14 protein-coding genes and 1 tRNA gene are annotated in these 22,887 nt (G+C 55.4%); 4 read left to right on the top strand and 11 right to left on the bottom strand.

What is annotated here, in order from left to right; translation table 11 throughout:
- Window positions 1-24 precede the first annotated feature (24 nt).
- A complete protein-coding gene (locus HG15A2_RS02270) occupies window positions 25-957 on the bottom strand; it encodes a stage II sporulation protein M (RefSeq protein WP_218932276.1) in 933 nt (310 codons plus the stop codon).
- Between the two features lie 225 nt (window positions 958-1,182).
- Here HG15A2_RS02270 and HG15A2_RS02265 point away from each other — a divergent pair, with 225 nt between their 5' ends.
- The 4 genes from HG15A2_RS02265 (at window position 1,183) to HG15A2_RS02250 (ending at window position 6,858) form a co-directional block, all read left to right on the top strand.
- Entirely contained in the window at window positions 1,183-2,019 is an 837-nt protein-coding gene (locus tag HG15A2_RS02265) for an RDD family protein (protein WP_145057419.1), read from the top strand.
- Between the two features lie 267 nt (window positions 2,020-2,286).
- Window positions 2,287-5,730: a pyruvate carboxylase gene (locus HG15A2_RS02260; protein ID WP_145057417.1), complete on the top strand. Its 3,444-nt coding sequence runs from the start codon at window positions 2,287-2,289 to the stop codon at window positions 5,728-5,730.
- 22 nt (window positions 5,731-5,752) lie between these two features.
- Window positions 5,753-6,562 carry a biotin--[acetyl-CoA-carboxylase] ligase gene (locus tag HG15A2_RS02255; protein WP_145057415.1) on the top strand — a complete coding sequence of 270 codons (810 nt, stop codon included), beginning with the start codon at window positions 5,753-5,755 and terminating at the stop codon, window positions 6,560-6,562.
- Window positions 6,563-6,784: 222 nt separating this feature from the next.
- Window positions 6,785-6,858: transfer RNA gene (locus tag HG15A2_RS02250), tRNA-Pro, on the top strand.
- Between the two features lie 943 nt (window positions 6,859-7,801).
- Here the strand turns inward: HG15A2_RS02250 and HG15A2_RS02245 are convergent.
- From HG15A2_RS02245 to HG15A2_RS02210, 10 genes are all read right to left on the bottom strand, one after another.
- Window positions 7,802-8,761, bottom strand: a complete 960-nt coding sequence (locus HG15A2_RS02245) for a carbohydrate kinase family protein (protein ID WP_145057413.1) — start codon at window positions 8,759-8,761, stop codon at window positions 7,802-7,804.
- Between the two features lie 90 nt (window positions 8,762-8,851).
- Window positions 8,852-9,346, bottom strand: a complete 495-nt coding sequence (locus HG15A2_RS02240) for a hypothetical protein (protein WP_145057411.1) — start codon at window positions 9,344-9,346, stop codon at window positions 8,852-8,854.
- A 111-nt stretch (window positions 9,347-9,457) separates the two neighbouring features.
- Window positions 9,458-13,669, bottom strand: coding sequence for an NACHT and WD40 repeat domain-containing protein (locus HG15A2_RS02235; RefSeq protein WP_145057409.1), 4,212 nt, complete (start codon window positions 13,667-13,669; stop codon window positions 9,458-9,460).
- A 49-nt stretch (window positions 13,670-13,718) separates the two neighbouring features.
- Window positions 13,719-15,119: a proteasome accessory factor PafA2 family protein gene (locus HG15A2_RS02230; protein ID WP_145057407.1), complete on the bottom strand. Its 1,401-nt coding sequence runs from the start codon at window positions 15,117-15,119 to the stop codon at window positions 13,719-13,721.
- Between the two features lie 43 nt (window positions 15,120-15,162).
- Window positions 15,163-15,336, bottom strand: coding sequence for a hypothetical protein (locus tag HG15A2_RS23750; RefSeq protein ID WP_218932275.1), 174 nt, complete (start codon window positions 15,334-15,336; stop codon window positions 15,163-15,165).
- A 154-nt stretch (window positions 15,337-15,490) separates the two neighbouring features.
- A complete protein-coding gene (locus tag HG15A2_RS02225) occupies window positions 15,491-16,087 on the bottom strand; it encodes a hypothetical protein (protein ID WP_145057404.1) in 597 nt (198 codons plus the stop codon).
- A gap of 23 nt (window positions 16,088-16,110) precedes the next feature.
- Window positions 16,111-16,278, bottom strand: coding sequence for a hypothetical protein (locus HG15A2_RS23745; RefSeq protein WP_218932274.1), 168 nt, complete (start codon window positions 16,276-16,278; stop codon window positions 16,111-16,113).
- A 107-nt stretch (window positions 16,279-16,385) separates the two neighbouring features.
- Window positions 16,386-16,850 carry a hypothetical protein gene (locus tag HG15A2_RS02220; RefSeq protein WP_145057402.1) on the bottom strand — a complete coding sequence of 155 codons (465 nt, stop codon included), beginning with the start codon at window positions 16,848-16,850 and terminating at the stop codon, window positions 16,386-16,388.
- Window positions 16,851-16,962: 112 nt separating this feature from the next.
- Entirely contained in the window at window positions 16,963-21,153 is a 4,191-nt protein-coding gene (locus tag HG15A2_RS02215) for a hypothetical protein (RefSeq protein ID WP_145057400.1), read from the bottom strand.
- Between the two features lie 17 nt (window positions 21,154-21,170).
- Window positions 21,171-22,847 (bottom strand): hypothetical protein, encoded by a 1,677-nt coding sequence (locus HG15A2_RS02210; RefSeq protein ID WP_145057398.1) that lies wholly within the window; start codon window positions 22,845-22,847, stop codon window positions 21,171-21,173.
- Between the last annotated feature and the right edge of the window lie 40 nt (window positions 22,848-22,887).

Genomic DNA, 22,887 nt, shown 5'->3' with positions numbered 1-22,887 from the left:
TTAGCAAGCCATAAGACCAACCGGCTATGGGCACGCTAATTCCGAAATGTCGTTTTCGACATTCCTCGCGGCCTTTTCTCGTAACGCCCCTGTCGCTAGATAGATTGCCCAGAACAGGGCACTCGCTCCCGCAAACATCAATCGAGCCGAGCTAGAGAGGTGACTTTGTCGTAAATAACTTTCGATCACTGCAGCGGCAATCAACATGAGAGTGACTCCAATACAAATAATGCCAGCCTCGATCCCTGCGCGTCGCAGGCTCTCGCTTCGAGAAACGATGCCCGGACTAACGACCGCTTTGCCAAGCATGAGTCCGCAGCCGCCGCAGAGTACAATTGCCCCAATTTCAGTCACGCCATGCGGGAGAATCCAGGCCCAAAACTCAGTGGTGATGCCAGCCTGATGGTGAATCGCTGCAAAAGACCCCAGGATCATGCCATTAAATACCATCAGCAAGACAGTAGGAATTGCGGCGAGGACGCCCAATCCCAGCGCCAAAATACCGACCTTAAGATTGTGGCTGAAAAGAAAAGATGCGAAGAAGAATTTTCCGCCGCCACCCTGGTCGCGCCCTGATCGCAGAACCGTCAAGAGCTGCTCCTTGCTTGAACCTGGCTGACGAATATCTCCTGCCGGCATGAGTGCGTATGCTGCTTCAGGGTCTTGGGTCGAGGCGAAATAGGCGAGTAGTGCTCCGAAGGTGACTAGAGCTGCTGAGAGCAGATGGAATTTCCAATTCCGCACAACCGCACGAGCAAATCCTTCTCTTAGGAACGTTACCGTGCCACCGAAAATAGAACGACGCGGAGGCAGGTAGATTAGTCCATGAGCGGAGGAAACCAAACTGTTCAGATAGTCCTCTAAACGCCTATCTGTGCTACGTGTCGTCACTTGCGAGAGATGGATAGTCGTCTGGCGATAGAGGGTATCGAGTCGCTTCAGATCATGGGGCGACATGCGTCGTCGAGATTTCCTGCACTGCTGGACCAACTGCTCAAGCTGGTCCCAAATTGGCTTGTTACGTGATACAAAACCACTCATACTGATCCCTAGCCGATCTCGTCTTTTCAGTCAGTAAGCGCCATTGGATAGATTCGCATTCTAAGCAATCTATCATTTCGAGCAACTAGCCCACCACACAGGTACGGTTAGATCTTCGCAACTCATCTAATTCAAATACGCATGAGCGAACAACCCAATCGAATGAATGAACGAATTGCTTTTGAGACACCTGAGAACATCAAGATATCCTACCAGCTTGCAGGCCCAGGGACTCGGTTCTTGGCTTGGTTTGCCGACAGCATCTTTTTGACGCTCTTCTGCCTTGTCTTGTTGGTCGTCTTTATCGCGGTCGGCGTCTCATTTGACGGAGTGCTGGGCGATGTGTTCGAGCCGGGCACAGGGAGTGCCGACTTCGGTGACGATGCCCAGTTTTCGATGGTTTTCCTGGGGATCTGGCTAATGATCTGGTCCCTGGGAAGCTTATTCTATTTCGGATTGAGCGAACTTTTCCTGCGCGGTCAGACTATCGGCAAACGAATGTCAAAAATTCGAGTCGTCAAATCTGACGGGTTCTCTCTTGACCCTCTTAGCATATTGATCCGAAGTCTATTTCGTATCGTAGACCAGATCCCCGTTCTGTGGATCGTACCCGTCCTATCTACTTCTTCGCAAAGACTTGGTGACATGGTTGCGGGTACGATTGTTGTCTCCGAGGAACCGGATCAGGTTAGTTCCGTTCGGGAAGTACTAAGTAGTCGTCCAGCTAGTGACAATGAATTCCGGTTCACCGTGACCATGCTCAAGCGTGCTCAAGCAGCTGACTTTGCAGCTATCGAGTCGATTTTGGAACGCTGGTCAAGCCTGTCGACAGAGGAACAGTCAGCTCTAACAGGCAAGATCGTTCCAGCTCTCGCCCAACGACTACAATCGGAACTGCCTCCGCTACCCGATCACCAGCAATATCTTGAAGACTTGCTGGCTGCCGAGTATCGCCGCCAAAGTCGTAACCTAGGCTAGGCGTAATCTGAGCTAGCCGACTGAGAAAATCGGTCCCAACTCAGATTTTGTCCGCCATTTTCAGGCTGCGGCAGCCCAACACTTACGGACAATGGCTGGAGTCAGAATTCATACCCCCACTGCTGAACGCTGATAAATTGTAGTATCTTGATACCAGGACGCCTGAAGACCAACTTCTTTTGGCGGACAAGTTGTCGCTCTACTCTAGCATCACCTGATTTCTAAAACTCCCTCATTCGCTCGCCATAATTCCAGCTGACTCATTCCATGAAACCCATAAAAAAGCTGCTTGTTGCCAATCGCTCTGAAATCGCCATCCGAGTGTTTCGTAGTGCGACGGAACTTGGGATCCGCACGGTTGCAGTTTACGCTCACGAAGACCGCTATGCACTCCATCGGTTTAAGGCCGATGAAGCTTATCAGATCGGCAGTCCGGGAGAGCCGATCAAATCGTACTTGAACATTCCAGCCTTGATTGAGTTATGCCTCGACCACAACGTCGACGCCATCCACCCGGGCTACGGATTCTTGTCCGAGAATCCGGATTTGGCGAAAGCCTGCCAAGAAAACGGCATTGTCTTTGTCGGCCCAACGCTCGACACGCTTCAGAAATTGGGCGATAAAACCTCGGCTCGGATGATTGCCAAAGCCGCCAACGTCCCGGTGCTAAATGGAACCGACTCGGCCATCACCGATGCTGATGCTGGTCGCAAACAAGCCAACTCACTTGGATATCCTTTAATTTTGAAGGCGTCTCACGGTGGCGGTGGTCGCGGCATGAGGGTGGTTCGCAGTGAAGACGAGTTTGACTCCTCTTTCGAGCAAGCGTCGCGCGAGTCGCTCTCCGCATTCGGCAGTTCGGAAGTGTTTGTTGAAAAGTTCATTGAGCACGCTCGCCATATCGAGATCCAGCTGCTCGGCGACACGCATGGGAATCTCGTTCACCTGTTCGAGCGTGATTGCTCGGTACAAAGGCGACACCAAAAAGTAGTCGAAATTGCGCCCGCCCCCAATTTGCTTCCAGAGGTGCGGCAAGCATTGTGCGATGCCGCGATCGCGATTGGCCAACAGGTTGGCTACCAAAACGCCGGCACCGTTGAGTTTCTTGTCGACGCTGACACGAACAAGTTTTACTTCATCGAGGTCAATCCTCGCATTCAGGTAGAACACACAGTCACCGAAGAGGTAACCGGCGTTGACATCGTGAAGTCGCAAATCCTAGTCGCCCAAGGTCTTCCACTTTCCGACGATGCTATCGGACTCGCCACCCAGGATTCGATTAAGATCAACGGCTTCGCGCTCCAATGCCGTGTCACGACCGAAGATCCCACGAACAACTTCATGCCTGACTATGGACGTGTCATGCATTACCGTTCCCCCGGTGGAGCAGGCGTTCGACTGGATGCAGGATCCGCGTTTTCCGGAGCGGTCGTGAACCCGTTTTACGACTCGATGTTGGTGAAGCTTTCTGCACGCGGCCGAAGGTTCTCCGACGCCATCCAGCGTGCGAAACGTTGCTTGATGGAATTTCGAATTCGTGGCGTGAAGACCAACATTCCGTTTTTAGTGAAGCTACTGGATCATCCAACCTTTGCTGACGGTCAGTGCACGACTCGGTTTATCGACCAAACGCCAGCCCTGTTTGAGTTTCCGGTTCGAAAAAATCGTGCGACGAAGCTCCTGGCGTTCCTTGGCGATGTGATTGTCAACGGGAACGAATTAGTGAAGGGGCGGGCGGCTGCCACTCGTCGAGATCCGGCCCCCATTCCCCAATTTGAGCGAGGCGCTCCCGTGCCATCGGGAACGCGCGACAAGCTCAAGGAACTGGGGCCGGAGAAATTCGCGCAATGGGTGAAAGAGCAAAAACGTCTGTTCATCACAGACACAACTTTTCGCGATGCGCACCAGTCGTTGCATGCGACTCGATTCCGAACCCATGATCTGCTCAACATTGCCCAGTCGTATTCGATGCTCGCCTCCGATCTGTTCTCGCTGGAGATGTGGGGCGGTGCGACGTTCGATACCTCAATGCGATTTTTGAAAGAAGACCCATGGCAGAGGCTGGCCGACATTCGCTCTAAAGTGCCTAATATTTTGCTGCAGATGTTGCTGCGGGCTTCCAATGCCGTCGGATACACAAATTATCCAGACAACGTTGTCCAAGCGTTTGTGAAAGAAACGGCTGAGGCTGGGCTGGACGTTTTCCGAGTCTTCGATGCACTGAACTGGATGCCCAACATGAAGGTGGCGATGGACGCGGTGTTGGAGACCGGCGCGATTTGTGAAGCATCCATTTGTTACACCGGCGACATTCTCAATCCAAAACGCACCAAATACGACTTAAAGTACTACGTCGATCTAGCCAAAGAACTTGAAAACATGGGAGCTCACATTCTGGCCATCAAGGATATGGCCGGACTGTGCAAGCCGGACGCAGCAGCGCTGCTGGTGAAAACGCTGAAGCAAGAGGTCGGAATCCCGATTCATTTCCACACTCACGATACGGCAGGCATTCAAGCAGCCTCAATCCTCAAAGCTGCGGAAGTCGACCTCGATATTGCGGACGCGGCGATGGCTCCCATGTCGGGCAATACGTCGCAGCCGAACATGAACACGATTCTTGCATCCTTGGAGTTCACCAATCGGAACACCGGATTGAACCAGCAGTCGCTGGATGAGATCGCTGAATATTGGCGATGTACTCGTGAGTTTTACACGCCATTTGAAACGATGGTTCTGCCGTCAACCGCAGCTCTCTACAACCACGAGATGCCTGGTGGTCAATACACCAACCTGTTTGCTCAGGCGCAAGCGTTAGGCTTAGCCGATCGTTGGTCCGAGGTTTGCAGCATTTACGCCGACTGCAATCAACTATTGGGTGACATCGTCAAGGTAACCCCAACGTCCAAGGCGGTGGGAGACTTGGCACTATTTTTGGTCGCGAATAATTTCACAACCGACACCGTGCTCGACGAGTCCCGTGAGTTTGCTTTTCCCCAATCTGTCATCGACCTCGTCGGCGGCATGATGGGCCAACCGCCCGGCGGATTCGATCCAAAATTGATCAAGCGCGTTCTGCAACAGCAGAAACCTGTGATCGGTCGACCGGGAGAATCACTGCCCCCCGCCGACTTTGCGGCCGCCGGCGAGAAGGTCGCCAAATTCCTGGGGCGCGAACCGAACCAACGCGAAATCGTGACCTACTTGCTCTACCCCAAAGTCTATAAAGACTACGCGGAGCACCACCTAAAACACGGCGACGTCAGCTGCATCCCGACACCTTACTTCTTTTTTGGCCAAGTTCCCAACGAGGAATTTACCGTTGAAATTGAAGAAGGCAAAACGCTCATCGTCAAATTCCTGACGGTCGACGGCGGGAACGCCAGTGGCTACCGAACCGTCTTCTTTGAGCTCAATGGGCAGCCTCGCGACGCTTCAGTGGTCGATAAATCGCTAAGCAATGAAGTGGCCTCACGTACAAAAGCGGACGTCGACAACCTGAAGCACATTGGATCGGCGATGCCGGGAATGGTTGTTACCGTGGCGGTCAAAGCAGGTGATAAGATCACCAAGGGCCAGAAACTGATCACCCTGGAAGCGATGAAGATGGAGACAACCGTCAACGCCGAAGTAGACGCGACCGTCGCCAAGGTTCATGTTTCTGCGGGCGTTCAAGTTGAAGCGGGCGACTTGATGATCGAGTTGGAATAACTTCCATGAGGAACGAACTTCTTTGAACCTGCCCAATTCAATCTGCCAATCTGACCTTGAATCGCTCTTGGAGGATACGTTTCTTCAAAGTGCGATTCACTATGCCCAAACGGACTCGACGAACACGCAAGCCATTGAGTTACTAGCGTCTGATAATTCGGTTGATTCCCCTTGCTTGGTGGTTGCCGAATCTCAGGTCGCCGGTCGCGGTCGAGGAGCGAACCAATGGTGGTCTGCCAGCGGCAGCTTAACCTTTTCGTTGATCGTCGAATTTCCCAAGACCGCGTTTTCCGTCGAACAAAAAAACTTACTACCGTTGCTAACGGGGATGGCCATCCTCCATACCGGTGAAACGCTGCTGCCTGACGCTGATTTTGCACTCAAGTGGCCCAACGACGTTTATCTGGCCGGACGAAAGCTGGCAGGTGTGCTGATCGAAGTTCCGTCTCAGTCTTCTGATCACGCAGTGATCGGTATCGGCGTAAACGTCAACAATTCATTCTCGGATGCTCCGGAAGGGCTATCGTCAACTTGCATTTCGCTAGCCGATCAGTCGGGAGTGCAGCATAGTCGAATCCAAATCCTTCGGACCTTCATGCGCGAGATTGAGTCCCTGCTGAACTCAGCGTTTGGCTCAACTGCAGCGGGTGAGACGTTCTTGGATGATTGGCCCGCCTACTGCTTACTCACCGGCAAGCAAGTGACTCTTCAAATTGGCTCAACTCAAGTGACAGGTATCTGCCGCGGGATCGACATCAGCGGTGCTCTGATCCTGGAAACCGTCAACGGACCGCAATCTTTCCTCAGCGGAGTGGTTCACTCCTGGATCTGAAGCAAGTTAGCGATAACGAAGATAGTCTAGCCCTGATGCGCAGCGACCTTTTGGTCAGTCTGTCCAAAGGCCTCCCAGATCCAGTGTTCAGCACCACAAGCATAAACACAGATGAGAATTGGACTTAAGGCAATAGACGGCAGTGACATTTTGACCGGTAGTCAAATGCTCGATCGGTTGCAAGGGTTGCATTAAGTCGTTATCATTACACGACTTAAAGTTCGGGCCGTGGCGCAGTCTGGTAGCGCGTTTGACTGGGGGTCAAAAGGTCGCAGGTTCAAATCCTGTCGGCCCGACTAAGCAAAGCCGTTATCCCCCAAGGGGCTACGGCTTTTTTCAGGCGCAACCCGAAGGCATGACCCAGGCAATGCAGCTCATGCTCAACGAAGTCAAGAAGATCGAACGCGCCCAGGCACTTGGAGCAGAGCCCTACCAACGGTCCGAACAGCGGAAAGGGTACGCAAGCGGCTACGGACGATCAATGCCGTGGAACGACTCAATCGAGAGATCGCTCGGAGAACATGCGTTGGTTCTTCCGACTTTGCTTGCTTGAAGTCGCCATCGGGAGTTAGCCCCTCACGCCAAATCTCTGCGAGTCGGTGGCCAGACTGCACCGCACGAATCCTTGCGACGTGTAGATATAAGGATGCCAGCCAGCGTATCCTGCTGCACGAAGTAGACCTGTGGAAGCTGAGTGATCTCAGGAAAGTACTGGTCGCGAATCTCTCTCAGCAGAGTCCTTAGACAGGTCTGGGCCAACGGCAGCATAGTCTGCTGACGTGCGCTGCGAAGGTGTTGCTTTCTGCGAGATTTGGCTAGCATATTCAAGGTGCTAAATTGGCTGGAAATTGAAGGTGCCGACAGGCTGCAGGCTAGTCTGGGTCTGGCTGGAAACCAGGCATAAACCACCCAAAATTGAGAAGTTTAGGAAATAAGCGAGACTGCATTGCAAACGAATAACTCGTCGCGAAGGTGTGCCGGTTCTGGGGGAGGCGGCGATTAAAAAACTATCCAAGCTGAAGTATCTTCTTTCACCGCTGCCTGCGGCGACTTCGAGCGTTCTTGTTTCCATGCTCTGCAGTGTATGGGGCTCTGCCAGTGGTAGGAGTAAAAGTAGTACTTCGATCCAAGATTACTAGGTTTGAAATAGTTGCCGCGGAACGGGTTTGCGAAAAAGCCAGCAGCTGCGAACAGCCGCTGGCTTAGCAAAGGTAGTGACGTCACTCGGGCGGTCTCCAATTACAGAATCGCACCGCCAATACCCACGGCAACCGTTGTGGCAATCACCCACGCGACTACAGCAGCAATCGCGGTGACCAGCTGTCGTGTTTCACTTAGTGCTGGTAGCGTCCAAGTGGGACGTTGACGCTTGCCAACATTGAGTGCGTCGAGCCCCTTGCGGCCGCGCCAAGACGTGTAGCTGACATGAGCGGCAGCAGCCTTATTCGACTTGAGAATCGCCTCGTCCGGCGAACGCTGTTCAGCCAGGCTGGCAACCATGATGCTGCCGAACACGGAGCTAGCCTCGTGACGCAGAGCTTTCTTCACTCGCCAGCCGAAGTCGTACATCCACTCTCCTTCATCCAAGCCTAGTACGCCAGCTGGACCTAGCGTGGCGACTATGTTGTGCAGCCCTCGCTCTCGCAAGATCGCTAATGCCTCGACGGGGTGCTTTTCGCCAGCGGCCAACTCACGCAGCGTAGTCTCATCGACTTGCACGAAGTCTGCTTGACTGGCGAGCTGGATCACTTCGTCGACTGAGTCAATCTGTTGCTCATCAAGCTGCAGATAGACCTTCGTGCCAGATTCTTTCGCAGCAACCATGATCTCCCGAAGTGCGGAGAGATCACTGCCAGGGGTGGGCTGGACGTACCACCAATCGCAGCCAGCGAGCATCCGCGGTAGCTTCTGAGAAATCATGGCCGGTACAGCACGCAGCTTGTCTCCCTGCTGCTTCCAGTGCCGCTTTGTCACCGTCACGCCGCCGGTCATCAGCAACCAGTCTTCGGAACGTGCGTCAAGTCGGTAGCGCATTTCGCGAGCTTTCTGGTCGTCGCCAACCAGCCCCAGAGTCATAGGCTCGTGCTCGACAAAGTTGCGGAAGCCGCGGGCTGCGACCGCCAGACTGCCTTGCTTGAGGCGATCAGCCTCGGGCGTGCCAATGATTCCGACTCGCGGCTTAGTGGAATGCGATTTCATGATATCTCTCCTTGGGTCAAGAGGGGGAATGGAGGCCGCGGTTGAGAGTGGTAGCACTCCCAACCCGGCTACCGTTGAAGAGCATTTCGCCTAGAAGTTTTTCTTGGGCTGGCTCAGGGGGATGTCGAACCGCTGCCTTGTTAGGCTGAGATAGCGACGCAGTGCGGCCAGGCGGCTGTACTGGGGGATCGCTGCGGGGTTCATGCCGGCATGGAAGAGCTGCGTAAGTCCCAGCACCAATCCAAAGTGCTTCACAAGGCTTTTCGCCTGCAATGGTTGGTCGCCCAAGTGGACCGTGGCTTGGGCCGTTAGGGAGGTCTGGCAGCGATAGCGGCCAGGTCGAATGCGGCGATTCACACTCGCAAACTTGCGTTGCAACTGCTGTCGCTGCGCAGGACTGAGCGAACGTAAGTCGGCCAGTTGTGAACTGGTGAACTGAAGCGTCCTGCCGTCGCGAGAGAGCCTGATAACAAACGATTCATGATTATTGAAATGAATCGTCGCAGTCCCTTTGGTCTCATCAATGTCGTAGCGAACGCGCTGCTGGTCGAGCAACGCTGCAAACTGGGGAATCGAGATAGCCATGCCGGTAGCTTTCGTAGAGATCACACAACGCCGAACCGGACGGTTTCGTTGGAGCGTCGTGTCTACGAGAGAAGAGCATTCGGGCAGGAAGTTTTTCCTGACCTATCGGCATCAGCGATCCACTTGCCAGCACTCGACGTGGCCATCATGGAACCCAATCCAGATCATGGAGTTGGATTGATCGTAGGCAAGATGACTGGGTCTTGCAGTAAAAGCATGCTCACATATGACACTCTTGCTGGTGAGTTCGGCAAGTCGCAACATGTTATCGGCACCAGCGCTCAGGATGCGGCCCCCCTCCAGAACCACCAAGGCGGTGACCGCACCCCCATGCTGAACGATCGTGGCGACCTGCTCGGTGTCGATTGCTCCCGCCTCCCGCTGCTCGATTGACCACAGCTTCACTAGGCCATCGCCCCCCCCTGAGACGACTCTTCCCCCCTCCAGCACCGCCAGGGAGGTAACCCCATCCTTGTGCTGGACGATGGTGGGGACCGCCCCCAGGTCGATTGCTTCCGCTTCCCAGTGCTCCGCTGACCACAGTTTCACCGCGCCCTCGTCACCCCCCGAGACGACTCGGCCCCCCTTCAGCACCGCCAATACGTTAACGCCAATGCCTCCCCAAGCCGCACGCTCGTGCTGTACGATCGTCGGGACCTGATCGAGCTCAGTTACGCCCGCTTCCCACTGTTCGGCTGACCACAGCTTCACCGCGCCATCTTCACTCCCTGAGACGACGCGGCCGCCCTCCAACGCCGCCAGGGAATTAACTCTTTTATCGTGCTTGATAATGGTGGGGACCTGCTCGGGGTCGGTTGCGCCCGCTTCCCACGCCTCGGCAGACCACAGCTTCACCACGCCGTCTTCACTCCCTGAGACGACGCGGCCTCCCTCCAACACCGCCAGGGAAGTAACTCCTTTATCGTGCTTGATAATGGTGGGGACCTGACCAGGGGCTAATGCGCCTGCTTCCCACTGTTCGGCCGACCACAGCTTCACTAAGCCATCCCCCCCCCCCGAGACGACTCGACCCCCCTCCAGCACCGCCAGGGCGCTAACCCAAAGCTCGTGCTGGACGATGGCGGGGACCTGCTCGGGTTCGGTTGCGACTGCTTCGAAGTGTTCTAACGACCACAGTTTCACCGCTCTATCCCAACTCCCCGACACGACTCGCCCCCCCTCCAACACCACCAGGGAAGTAACCCCATTCTTGTGCTTGAAAATGGTGGCGATCTGCTCCGGGTCGGTTGTGCCCGCTTCGCACTGGTCGGCCGACCACAGCTTCACTAAGCCATCGTCACTCCCCGAGACGACACGCCCCCCCTCCAGCACCGCCAGTGAGTTAAGCCAACCCCCGTACTGAACAATGGTGGGGACCTGCTCGGGGTCGATTACACCCGCTGCCCACTGGTCGGCGGCCCAAAGTTTCACCACGCCGTCCCTACTCGCCGAGACGACTTGGTCGCCCTCCAGCACTGCTAGGGAGCTAAAAAAAGCACGGTGCTCGATGATGGTGGGGACCTCCTCCGGGTCGGTTGCACCCGCTTCCCACTCCTCGGCAGACCACAGCTTCACTACGCCACGCCAACTCGCCGAGACGACTCGGCCACCCTCTAGCACCGCCAGGGAGTCAACCATATCATGGTGCTTCACAATTGTGGGGACCTTCTTCGGGTCGATTGCACCTGCTTCCCACTGCTGGGCCGACCACAGCTTCACTAAGCCATCGCCCCCCCCTGAGACGACTCTTCCCCCCTCCAGCACCGCCAGGGAGGTAACCCCATCCTTGTGCTGGACGATGGTGGGGACCGCCCCCAGGTCGATTGCTTCCGCTTCCCAGTGCTCCGCTGACCACAGCTTCACCGCGCCGTCTTCACTCCCTGAGACGACGCGGCCTCCCTCCAACACCGCCAGGGAAGTAACTCCTTTATCGTGCTTGATAATGGTGGGGACCTGACCAGGGGCTAATGCGCCTGCTTCCCACTGCTCAGCATACCACAGTTTCACCGTGCCATCGGTACTCCCTGAGACAACTCGGCCCCCCTCCAGCACCACCAGGGAGGTAACCACACCCTCGTGCTGAACGATGGTGGGGACTTGCTCGGGGTCGGTTGCGCCCGCTACCCGCTGCTCGGCTGACCACAGCTTCACCGCACCATCTTCACTCCCCGAGACGACTCGCCCCCCCTCCAGCACTTCCAGGGAAGTAACCACTTTCTCATGTTTGACGAGATCCCGCTGCTCTCCTGTGCTGGGATTCCAACTGCGAACGTAGCCGTCACCGCACCCTATGATAACAAGCTTGTCATTCAAGATGCTTAGACAGTTGACTCCGCCAGTTAGCGTCAGCGATGGATTGGAGTCGGTTACCCAGCCGCCCAGCGTGCAGCGGATGGGCTCGGGCTGGCTGCGGCGCGATTCAAGTCTTGTTTCCACGAACTTCAGGAAGCTTTCCTGGTCGGTTCCCCATCGCCAGCGCAACTCGTGATAGACTTGCGGAAACAACCGAGCTGAGTTGTCTCGGCACCACGAACCGTAGCGAATCGTGGCAGCATGGATCGCGGAGAGGAGCTTGCTCGCTTCGGTTGAAGATTCATTGGCTTGTTCACGGCAGAGGACTTGGACTAACTCAGTAAGCCCAGGTTTGGGATCGGCAGGAATCAATCGCTCGACGAGTCGCAGACACTGCTCGCTATCCTCCAAGCGACCAGCAAGAAACTGCAAGGGCTGACGCCATCGCAAAGGTTCGCTTGCTAAGATGGCTGCTACCTTATCGAACCATGCATCGTCGGCCCAATCGACATCTTCACTTTCGGGTTGCCAGAGCGCTTGCGCCGCGAAATAGTACAAAAAACTATCGTGCAAAAACGCCAGTTGCGAGCCCTCGCCACGTAACAGTGAATATTCTTTGATCGCTATCCGTAGTTTTGTGGCTTCCTTGGCATCTTTGGGTAGAAGGCTGCCGCTGAGATAGTGCGGCAACTCCGGAGGATCGTACCGACCCGGTGGGCTCTTCTCCCGAAGCCAGCTAGCGGGAGTCCTTAGCAGTTGGTCGAAGTCGGTTAGCCGTGTTTCGTCAGCTCCCAAAGTCACGATAGCCAGCGCTACACGTGACATGGCTAGCTGGACGCGGGTCTTGTACTCTGCTTCATCGGCGAAGACGCCACTCATGCGATTGCTGTAGTTCTTGTGATTATTCTCCAGCAACTTTTTCACGACTGCACTGTAAAAGTCGCTCAGTGACTGACAGCGGTCGAGTTGGGCATCGTCCAAGATCGAGGCAAAGTGCATCAGCAGCGGCGTGCTAATAATCGAGCTACCATCGGCCATGAGTAGCTGGTTTGCGAATTCGCTGATTCTGGTGGTTTGCTGGAGATCGACTTCGAATTCTTCCCCTGCTATAGCTTGGCGAATAATTCGCAAGTTGCTGACGTACTCATCCGCTAAGCGAACGGGCAGTTGCTCCATCTCGAAATCTCGGAACGCATCACTACCGAGCAATGTGGTAAATGCGGTGTCGCTGCGCTGGGTTGAACGATAGGCGACCACGCAACGGTGCCCTTGACGCTGGCGGAGCGGATCGTTCTGGAAGTCGCGTAAGGCGTTTGCCACCTGTTCGACATGTTCTCGATCGATTGCGTTCAGGTCGCAGAAGATCAGTAGCGGCGGCCCCGCCTCCAACCAACGGTTGATGGCGCGACGACGCTGCGCTTGCTGGGCACTGTTTGAGCCAAGGTCCTCAGCAAAGGGCAGCATATCAATGAGTGTAAACGTTTCACCCAATCCTTTGGGAGATCGAAGACGACACCACTGTCTGCCTGCCAGTCGTGGTTGTTGTTCGCCACGAGCGTGGTGGCAATCGAACATTGCCTTGAACTGCGCCACGCTCTTGCCGGCGCCACTCTTGGCTGTGAGCAAAATGCCAAAGGGATGCGCTGCCGATGAAATTTCCGATGAATCGCCCGATGGCTCGTCAAGCCACAACAGTAACTCGCTCAACTCGCTGAAACTTGCCCCATCATGGAGAGAGCGATCTCGGCCGTCGCGCTTGTCGGGATTGTAAGGGTAGGTCTTAACTGGAGCATAAAGCCAAGCACCAGGGTAAGTCGATGCGGGTAACGACTCAGCGGGCACGTTTAACAGATCGTCAAATCCGTAGAAGAACCGCTTCGGGGTAAATAATCCCGCGGCTTCGTCGTGACGCTCACTGGGAAAGGAATCGACCAAACTGCGGATCGCGAGAATTTCGCCAGCGAATTTATCTTGCTCTCGAACGTAATGATCGCTGAGGAAACACTGTTGCGGATTCATGGTCGAGGGCATGGCAGTTCGTCGTGCGGCTTGCAGGTAGTGCTTCCAGTTTATAGTAAAGTCAATCGACTACGCCACTGAGCTGCGAGCGAAGTCGGTCAAGATTAAAGTCAGACGCATGCGGCAGGAGTTCAAATCTCGTTGCCATAGGATCCACGAGTCCCCAACGCTCACCCGTTTGCAGGTTAATCATACCGTTCCAGTCGAGTACCAGGTCCGTTTCGCCGGCATGCTCACAGATCATCTTTGCACGAGCGGCTGCGCGTGTCTTGGTAGCAATCTTCCAGCGGTCGTTCACTGGCAAAAATCTTGGTGATCTTAGGATTGCCTCTTTTTCGCAGAGCACTTGGAAGATCGAATCGCTTTTTGTGAAACAATGGTAGTCCTGTGAGATCAGTGTCAAATGTGAGGAGAGAAGTCGGTTATCGGCCGCTTCTCGCCAGTTAGAGCCCATCACTTCAAGTGCTACATCCAATAGATCATACTTGATCCAGGCATCCAGCCGTTGGCTTAGCCATAGGTGGTTGCCCTGCTCAACAGCGTCAAGCGTTGCTTGCCAAAGCGCAACGATTTTGTCGGACCAATCAGGAGCAGCTCTCGAGCCTGCGAGCCAGTCGCTCACGAGCTGCAGATAGAATCGCTGCAGCTGGATAGCTCCCGGATGAACTGCAAGGGGCTCTCCTGGCTTTGCCAAGAAGTTAAAATGCTTGGCACACACTAGCCAGAGTTTCTTGGAAGCTCCGCTGGGGCGAGGAATCGATTTTAACTTCTTCGGTCTCTCGATCAACGCATGGAGAACTAGCGAGGTTGCACCGAACTGCAAAGCTAAGTTGATTGGCGACCGATGACCGTCTGCGCAGACAAGGTGGCAACGACGTAATTCCCTGCCATTTTCACCAGGGTCCGATCTCGCTGTGCAGAAGAGCGGGCGATTGCGCGTAGTATTCCCGTTTGTCTCCGCTGCGAGAAATTGCACACGTGCAGAAGCTACATAGCGCCCGCTCGGCCAGTGAACGGCACCACTGCCGGCATAGAAACGGCTACACAGAAACGGGATCATCTGCTCGGCGAACCAAGAGACCGGACGATTAACCAGATAGTTCTCGTGAGTCCCCCAAGTGCAAGCTCCTGATCGCAGTAGTCCGCTGTAGTTGATGTTCGCAAACTCCAGACTGCCGCCTGCACCAGCTACTGACTGGATAGCCTCAGCAACCAATTGTTGTTGTCTGGCGACGATATCAGCGAGTATCCATGGTGAGCCCGCTTCGGCAGAAGCGAGCTCAAGGTGGGAGCCGTCAAGATAGATTCTTCCAAGAGGTGTAAAGATTCCTGAAGGACAAGCACGCAACGTGGGGGCCAGCGATTGAATCGCGACAAACATGCGATCCATGTCGATGTGACTGCCCAGAGTAAGGCACTCTTCTTCGACGCCCATCACAAACGGAAGGCCATCGTTTGTCATCGCCTGCACCCCACGTGCGCGTTGCGTTTCAAGGAATCAAAAATCACTCGCCGGAAGGATTCCGACGATTTTCAAGCGAGCCAACAGGATCACTCTTCAACGTGCCGTCGCCTTCCGACTTCTCCATCGCTTCGCTGAGGATTTGGCGACGCGACTTGCCGGGAACCTTCTCAGGGGCCGTCGACTTAGTAGGCATCTCGTTCGTCTTTTTTTTCATTTTCCTGTCTCCAGAGGACATCTAAAGATTTCGCCGAAGCAGCCGGCCCTCGGCGACTGCGGGCTTTGATCGGGTAGCCTGCCATTGCAATGCTTGTGGCCGATCCTCTTACACCAACGAAGAGCATTTGGTGCCCTTCTTTTTCCAAAGCCATCTAATACTGATGGCTGCGCGACCACTGACGTACTGCCTCAGACGCTTCATCCTGGTCGCAGCTATTGTCCTGCAGTCCAACCCATGCATTAGCCACGGCGAGGTACTGCCGTTCTATTTCTACTGGATCGGGCGGCGCGGGAGGCACGTAAGTTCGCTTCACTCTTGCTTCACAGATCTTCAGGCCTGTCGGGACGGCGAGCCCAAGCTCTTTGAATAGTGCTGCCGTTATTGCTCGCCATGGGGACTCAGCCAAAACAGCAGCCAGTAGTGCCTTTAACGTGATCTGTGGTCGTGACTCACTCGATTGGGCTGCAGCGATGAGATACGCGTTGACCAGTGCGTTCCTGAGAGCCGGCTCGTTGACGAGTGGCAAGCTGGTGTCTTCTCGCACAGCTTTGTAGCTGAGCACGCTCGTTGGAACATGTTGTCTATGCTCGGGCTGCAGTTCGGAAATCCCGACCAAAATGCCTTCGCAAGTCACTACGCCACCACTGGCCATTTCCACGGCATGTGCGTAGGCACGGTGCGTTGCTTCTTCAAAGGCGAAGTAGATCGCGAACAAGGAAGGCGTGTTGGCAGTAGTAGCAAGGGCCATGGCGGTGGACCTCTCCGTGGAATTCAGGCTAGCGGCACTATGCCAACGCCTGCCACCGCAACGATTAGCAGCAAGCTAATGAGGACGATTGTCCCAGTCAGCACTGTTGACGACGAAAAACCTCCTCGCCACGCTTGGTTTTTTTGAAACGGAATGTCTTCTTGTTGGGCTGCTTCTTGTTGAGGGCGCATACTTCTCTCCACGCTAGAGTTTGAAACGGACAGGCTGCTGCACAAAAAGTGCTCGACCAGAAAGGAAGAGCAAATGCACGCAATTTTTTTTTCTAGCAACGCAACACTTAGTTGTCACTGAAGCCCGACATGCCGCGCCGTCGCAGCTTCTTGATGATGTCGGCAACGGCTGCTCCCCGATCAATAGATAGTTCCTCGCGGAACTTCTTAACCAGCCAGCAGACCACTTTGATGCTGTGCTCAAGTTGATCGCTGGTAAGCCGCCCGTCGAAGATTGGCAGGGCAACTTCTGCAGCGACATGCTGCGAACCAGCGTAACGTCCCAAGGCAATGCGTTTGTTCGCCTGCATGAGAGCACCTAGGGTGCGATATCGCACCGCATCACTGACGTGTCTGAGATCGGCGAGTACGTCGCTGCGTAGCAACAGCTGGTCGCCCTCCTCACTCAACGAAATCGTGATTGTACCAACATCAATAAAAGCAACTTTCCAAATGTTGGCCTCAGCAAAAAAGCTGAAACTTAACTGCTGCTGGCCCAAGAGTTTACAAACTCTCGCGTTGCTAACTGCCATAATGGCTCTCCTGGGAAGTCTGCAACGCGTCGTGGGAGTCCAGTTACTCACCACCGCACTGCGTCGCTACCTAGGAAGAGCATTTGCATTGAAGAATTTTCCAAACAGATGACTACATGTTCACTTGCCAGCATTCGACGTGGCCATCGGCGAAACCAATCCAAAGATTTACTTTAGTTTGGTCAAGTGCGACGCAAGTCGGCGTAGTAGGGAATGCGTGTTCGTACAGAACTCTTCTACTAGAACAATCGACAAGACTTAGGCGGTTGTCCTGGCCGATGGATACAACCCGCCCCCCTCCCCCCTCCAGCACCGCCAGGGCGGTAACCTCATGCTCGTGATTGACGATGGTGGGTACTTGCTCGGGGCCGATCCCCTCTTCAGCCAACTGCTCGGGCGACCACACCTTCACCGCACCACCTAAACTGGCCGAGACGACCCGTCCCCCCTCCAGCACCACCAGGGCGGTAATCCAATGCTCGTGCTTGACGACGCTGGGTACTTGCTCGGGGCCGATCCCTGCCGCAGACAACTCATCGGGCGACCACACTTTCACCGCGCCATCCTCACTGGCCGAGACGACCCGTCTCCCCTCCAGCACCGTCAGGGCGGTAATCCAACGCTCGTCCTTGACGACGCTGGGTACGCCGATCCCTGCCGCAGACAACTCATCGGGCGACCACACTTTCACCGCGCCATCCTCACTGGCCGAGACGACCCGTCTCCCCTCCAGCACCGTCAGGGCGGTAATCCCACGCTCGTGCATAACGATGGTTGGTACTTGCTTGGGGCCGATCGCCTCTTCAGCTAACTGCTCAGGCGACCACACCTTCACCGCACCATCATGACTGGCCGAGACGACCCGTCCCCCCTCCAGCACCGCCAGAGCCCTTACCCCGAGCGCGTGCTTGACGACGGTGGGTACTTGCTCGGGGCCGATCCCCTCTTCAGCCAACTGCTCGGGCGACCACACCTTCACCGCGCCATCGTCACTGGCCGAGACGACACGGCCCCCCTCCAGCACCGTCAGGGCGGTAATCCAATGAATCCAATGATCGTGCTTGACGATGGTGGGTACTTGCTCGGGGCCGATCGCCTCTTCAGCCAACTGCTCGGGCGACCACACCTTCACCGCGCCATCGTAACTGGCCGAGACGACCCGTCCCCTTTCCAGCACCGCCAGGGCCCTTACCCCGCGAGCGTGCTTTACGATGGTGGGTACTTGCTCGGGACCGATCCCCTCTTCAGCCAACTGCTCGGGCGACCACACCTTCACCGCGCCATCCCGACTGGCCGAGACGACCCGTCTCCCCTCCAGCACCGTCAGGGCGGTAATCCAATGCTCGTGCTTGACGATGGTGGGTACTTGCTCGGGGCCGATCGCCTCTTCAGCCAACTGCTCGGGTGGCCACACCTTCACCGCACCATCATGACTCGCCGAGACGACCCGTCCCCCCTCCAGCACCGCCAGGGCGGTAACCCTCCCCGCGTGCTTGACGACGGTGGGTACTTGCTCGGGGCCGATCGCTTCTTCAGCCAACTGCTCGGGCGACCACACCTTCACCGCACCACCTAAACTGGCCGAGACGACCCGTCCCCCCTCCAGCACCACCAGGGCGGTAATCCAATGCTCGTGCTTGACGACGCTGGGTACTTGCTCGGGGCCGATCCCTGCCGCAGACAACTCATCGGGCGACCACACTTTCACCGCGCCATCCCGACTCGCCGAGACGACCCGTCCCCCCTCCAGCACCGCCAGGGCGGTAACCTCATGCTCGTGATTGACGATGGTGGGTACTTGCTCGGGGCCGATCCCCTCTTCGGCCAACTGCTCGGGCGACCACACCTTCACCGCGCCATCCCAACTGGCCGAGACGACCCGTCCCCCCTCCAGCACCGCCAGGGCGATAACCTCATGCTCGTGATTGACGATGGTGGGTACTTGCTCGGGGCCGATCCCCTTTTCAGCCAATTGCTCGGGCGACCACACCTTCACCGCCCCATCCCGACTGGCCGAGACGACCCGTCCCCCCGCCAGCACCGTCAGGGCGGTAATCCCACGCTCGTGCTTGACGATGGTGGGTACTTGCTCGGGGCCGATCGCTTCTTCAGCCAACTGCTCGGGCGACCACACCTTCACGGCGCCGTCGTCACTCGCCGAGACGACCCGGACCCCGCCCAGCACCGCCAGGGCGGTAACAGGATACTCGTGCTTGACGAGTTCCCGCTCTTCTCCAGTGCTGGGATTCCAGCTCCGAACGAAGCCGTCAGCGCAGCCGATGATAATGAGTTCGTCATTGAGAATGCGGCAGCACGAAATACTTCTGGGGAGTTTTAGCGATGCATTCGAGTCAGCTATCCAACCTCCTAGCGTGCAATGCATAGGCTCGAGATTGTCGCGCTGCGTATTGAGCCTGGTGTGGGCGAATTCCTTCAGGTACTCATGGTCGGCGCCCCAATGCCAACGCAATTCGTGGCTCACTTGTGGATACAACCTAGCGGAGTTGTCGCGACACCAGGAACCATAGCGAATCGTGGCGGTATTGATCGCATTGAGTAGCTTGTCTGCCTCGGTGGGAGTTTCAACGACCTGCACACGACAAAGGATTTGCACTAACTCAGTAAGCCCAGGTTTGGGATCAGCGGGAACCAATCGCTCGACGAGGCCAAGTCGGTTTTCGCTATTCTCAAGTCGATTCGCGAGAAACTTTAGCGGTTGATACCATCGCCGTGGTTCGCGCGACAATCGCGAAGCAGTGCCATCGTACCAAGCTTCGCTTGGTGCGGTGGCTTTACGCCGATCTCTTCCAAGAGGCCATTGCAAGGCATTCGATGCAAAGTAGTAAGCTAGGGAATCATGCAAGAAAGCGACATCGTTTCCTTCACGCCTTAGCAGTGAGAACTCCGTAATGATATCTGTCTGACTGGGAGTTGGTTTTCCTTCTGCAAACCAGTCGGTGGGGTTCGTGTGGTAGGAGCATTCCGAAGGAGTAAACGCTGCTTGCTCCGCAGGGATGTTCTTATCGGGGCACATCGCGTCGTTCGCGAAGTCCACTGGGTATTTGACGAGATTGATATAGTCCTGTAGGGGCAAGCGGGTATTGTTGGCATCCTTGGACAGCATCGCCAGCGCCGCGCGTGTCATGACCGTATGCACGATGGTGTTGCGCGAGCCACTATCCGCAAGCGAGCCCAGCTGGTTCGTAAATCGCTTGCGATAGGCAGGTGCATCGCTGTTGTAATTCAGCAGGGCCTCGACAACCCGATCGTAAAGGTCGGTGACGTTGTTGACTTGGTCTAGCTGGTCACCTTCGATGAGCGTGCAGAAGTGCATCAGCAGCGGTGTGCTGATAATTGAATGTTCATCACTGCGAATCTGAGTCGCAAGTTCACGAAGCTTGCTTATGTCATCAGCAACATTTCGTTGAGTAAGCGGCAACCCCCAACCCCTCGCTGCCAAGAACTCAACTTTGCGAATCGCTTCTAGGTAGTCCTGGGCAAAATCGATCGATAGCGGCGTCAGATCACAAGCGAGGAACGCTTGGTTACCAGTAAGCTCGTTGTAGTATCCGCCCTTGAGTTCCGTGGAGCGGAAGGTGGTCACGCAGCGGTGTCCCTCGTCGCCCCACTTGGCTTGTTCCTCCTGAAACTTGGCAAGTTCAATGACCAACTGATCGCGGTGCGAAGGAGCGACTGCATTGAGATCAACAAAGATTAGCAGTGGCGGGCTTGCATCCAGCCAACGTTGGACTACCGCCAGCGAAGCGTTCCTGCCATGAGTAGTCTCTCGAAGATACCTGAGCAGAACCTGGTTCTTAGGTACATCACCCTTAGGCTGCAACTTGCACCCGATGTAGCCAGCAAGAGTCGGTTCTTCTGGCGGCTTGGCTTGAAAACAATCGCAGAGCGCGTGCTGACCAGCCACAGTCTTGCCAGAACCACTGCTAGAAACCAGCAGGATGCCTTGCTGTCGACAATCCGGATCAGCAATTACTTCCGAGAGTCCGCCTTGCCAACGACGGCGATCGTCCTGCTCGACGGGACGCACCGTGACGGGCTTGTACAGATGAATTGGTTCTTGAAAGTCACCTAGAGCGGCCGCATCATCAGGGAAATCTTCTGGTTGAAAGCCGTAGAAGAACCGCTCGGGAGTGAACAGGGCGTTCGCTTCTGATTCCTTACCCTGTGCGGCGAACTTCTTCACAAGGAAGTCCAGCGAGAGGATCTCATCAATGCGACTAGCCTCAGACAGCATGTGCTGGCCGAGGAAAGTTTGGCGCGGATTAATGGGAGTGCTTGGCATGGGCTGTCCAAAATAGACTAGGAGACTTCTTGCTTCTCGGCAGCCTGCTCCCACATGAGTTTGTGATGATAGTCCGAGAAGAACGTCACGACGCACTGTTGCTGATACTCGTCATGTTCGCCGCTAGCCAGCAATCGCAAGTGACGCCAAAGTGCCTGCCGGCGTCGGAATTCAGGCTCCTCACAACCAGCTAATTCGATTGACGGTGCATCGTGAACTACGAAAAGCAACTTACCCGGCTGACGCAATACTATTTCGAGTGCATCGATTGTTGGCAGAGCTTGAGGATCGCAATCGATGCAAGCACAAAGTAACTTGGGAAGAGACACGCTAGTTTCGAGCGAAGACTTTACTAACCGCTCAACGTCAATCGGCACGAGCTTCGTAGCTGTGATACGCGCTGCCTCTTTGATTCTCTTCCACCAGTTCTCAACCGCATTGCTCAACAAGTAATCGGCCTGCTCGTTCGTTGATTCACCGAAGTTACTCGTCCATTCCAATTGATCCTTCACCAAATTGCTCGCGAGCAACCTCACAACATCTTCGGCTAGGCTCTCGACACCTGGCTTTGGCTCAATTTCAGTCGAGACTTGGCTAAGAAGTTGATTCCGCAGACGGTCAAATCCATCGGTGAGGACGCCGGCTTTAAGCAGGTCATTGAGGGTTTTCTTCTGAAGAACTAGCTCCTGGAATGAGAGCCCAGGTCGCTGTTCCCGAGCCGTCTGCCACCCTACACGCAGTTCTTCAAGCCTGGTCGCCACGTCATCAGGCTTGTCACCGCTGATTGTTTCAGGGAGCAAGATGCGAGAGACTTCCGGGCTATTCTCCACTAGTAATCTAGCTGCATCCAATTTGGCCGGTATGCCGTCAACGGAGTTGATCGCACCCTTATTATTCAATTTACCAGTTGCGACGACGGACTCAACGCATAGCTCTTGTCCCGTTGCCGAGATAGCAAGGGCAATCGCTAATCCCAAAGACTGTCCAGTAATAACAAACGCATCTGGGGTGAGGTCCCAAGCAGCGATGCGTTGCGCCGCGAGGTCACCCGCCAACGAAACGTCGTCAGTCACTAGAGGCTGGAGGTCCACCAGAAACGTTTTCCCTTTTATACCGTCGATATCTTTTATCGCGTCACGGGTATTGTCCCACGAAGCCTCGTCAAGTTCGAAGAATGACCAAGGCGCGAGCTGGACAGTATCTTCATCTTCACCATCTTTACGTTCACCATCTTCGTCTTCACCCTCAACTGCTCGCACTGCTGAAATTACGGCCGCCACGATCCAGCCTTTGTCATGGCCTCTATTGACAACCGGGAAGAAAACCCGGTGTGTCCGCACTTCTGTCGCAGCGATTCGAACATGCCATTCGGAGCTGCGATTGATCTCTTCAGGTTCACAGTTGATTGGGGCATCCTTAAATGCAGTCTCCAGATCACTACAGCCGCTCGAATGCAGCTGACGCAGCAGCATCCGAAAATAAGGAGCCTTCAGAGCATCTGGTACTTCGATGTTACTTGGGACCAACTCCCAGAATTCTTCCGCATGAATTGGCAAGTACGTCTGCCCTAGCTCCCAGAGCATTGCAGGTAGAAGTTTTTCCTTGTCGAATCCTTGCAACCAGGCTGGGACGTGCGCAGGAAGCTCCGTTCCGCCAAAGTCTGCGCCAGCGAGTTGTTCATTCGTGAGACACATATGGTAGTTTCTTTCTCTTGCGAGGATAGCTAACCAGGGC

Origin of the sequence: Adhaeretor mobilis (assembly GCF_007741515.1) — a bacterium.
Lineage (GTDB): Bacteria > Planctomycetota > Planctomycetia > Pirellulales > Lacipirellulaceae > Adhaeretor > Adhaeretor mobilis.
The sequence above is the reverse complement of the archived record's forward strand: the minus strand, read 5'-3'. Positions and strand labels throughout refer to the sequence as shown.

What these genes read in the sequence shown, in the direction of transcription:
- HG15A2_RS02270 (WP_218932276.1), bottom strand. Translation starts at nt 957, where the DNA reads ATGTCGCCCCATGATCTGAAGCGACTCGATACCCTCTATCGCCAGACG.
- HG15A2_RS02265 (WP_145057419.1), top strand. Translation starts at nt 1,183, where the DNA reads ATGAGCGAACAACCCAATCGAATGAATGAACGAATTGCTTTTGAGACA.
- HG15A2_RS02260 (WP_145057417.1), top strand. Translation starts at nt 2,287, where the DNA reads ATGAAACCCATAAAAAAGCTGCTTGTTGCCAATCGCTCTGAAATCGCC.
- HG15A2_RS02245 (WP_145057413.1), bottom strand. Translation starts at nt 8,761, where the DNA reads ATGAAATCGCATTCCACTAAGCCGCGAGTCGGAATCATTGGCACGCCC.
- HG15A2_RS02240 (WP_145057411.1), bottom strand. Translation starts at nt 9,346, where the DNA reads ATGGCTATCTCGATTCCCCAGTTTGCAGCGTTGCTCGACCAGCAGCGC.
- HG15A2_RS02235 (WP_145057409.1), bottom strand. Translation starts at nt 13,669, where the DNA reads ATGCCCTCGACCATGAATCCGCAACAGTGTTTCCTCAGCGATCATTAC.
- HG15A2_RS02230 (WP_145057407.1), bottom strand. Translation starts at nt 15,119, where the DNA reads ATGACAAACGATGGCCTTCCGTTTGTGATGGGCGTCGAAGAAGAGTGC.
- HG15A2_RS23750 (WP_218932275.1), bottom strand. Translation starts at nt 15,336, where the DNA reads ATGAAAAAAAAGACGAACGAGATGCCTACTAAGTCGACGGCCCCTGAG.
- HG15A2_RS02225 (WP_145057404.1), bottom strand. Translation starts at nt 16,087, where the DNA reads ATGGCCCTTGCTACTACTGCCAACACGCCTTCCTTGTTCGCGATCTAC.
- HG15A2_RS23745 (WP_218932274.1), bottom strand. Translation starts at nt 16,278, where the DNA reads ATGCGCCCTCAACAAGAAGCAGCCCAACAAGAAGACATTCCGTTTCAA.
- HG15A2_RS02220 (WP_145057402.1), bottom strand. Translation starts at nt 16,850, where the DNA reads ATGGCAGTTAGCAACGCGAGAGTTTGTAAACTCTTGGGCCAGCAGCAG.
- HG15A2_RS02215 (WP_145057400.1), bottom strand. Translation starts at nt 21,153, where the DNA reads ATGCCAAGCACTCCCATTAATCCGCGCCAAACTTTCCTCGGCCAGCAC.
- HG15A2_RS02210 (WP_145057398.1), bottom strand. Translation starts at nt 22,847, where the DNA reads ATGTGTCTCACGAATGAACAACTCGCTGGCGCAGACTTTGGCGGAACG.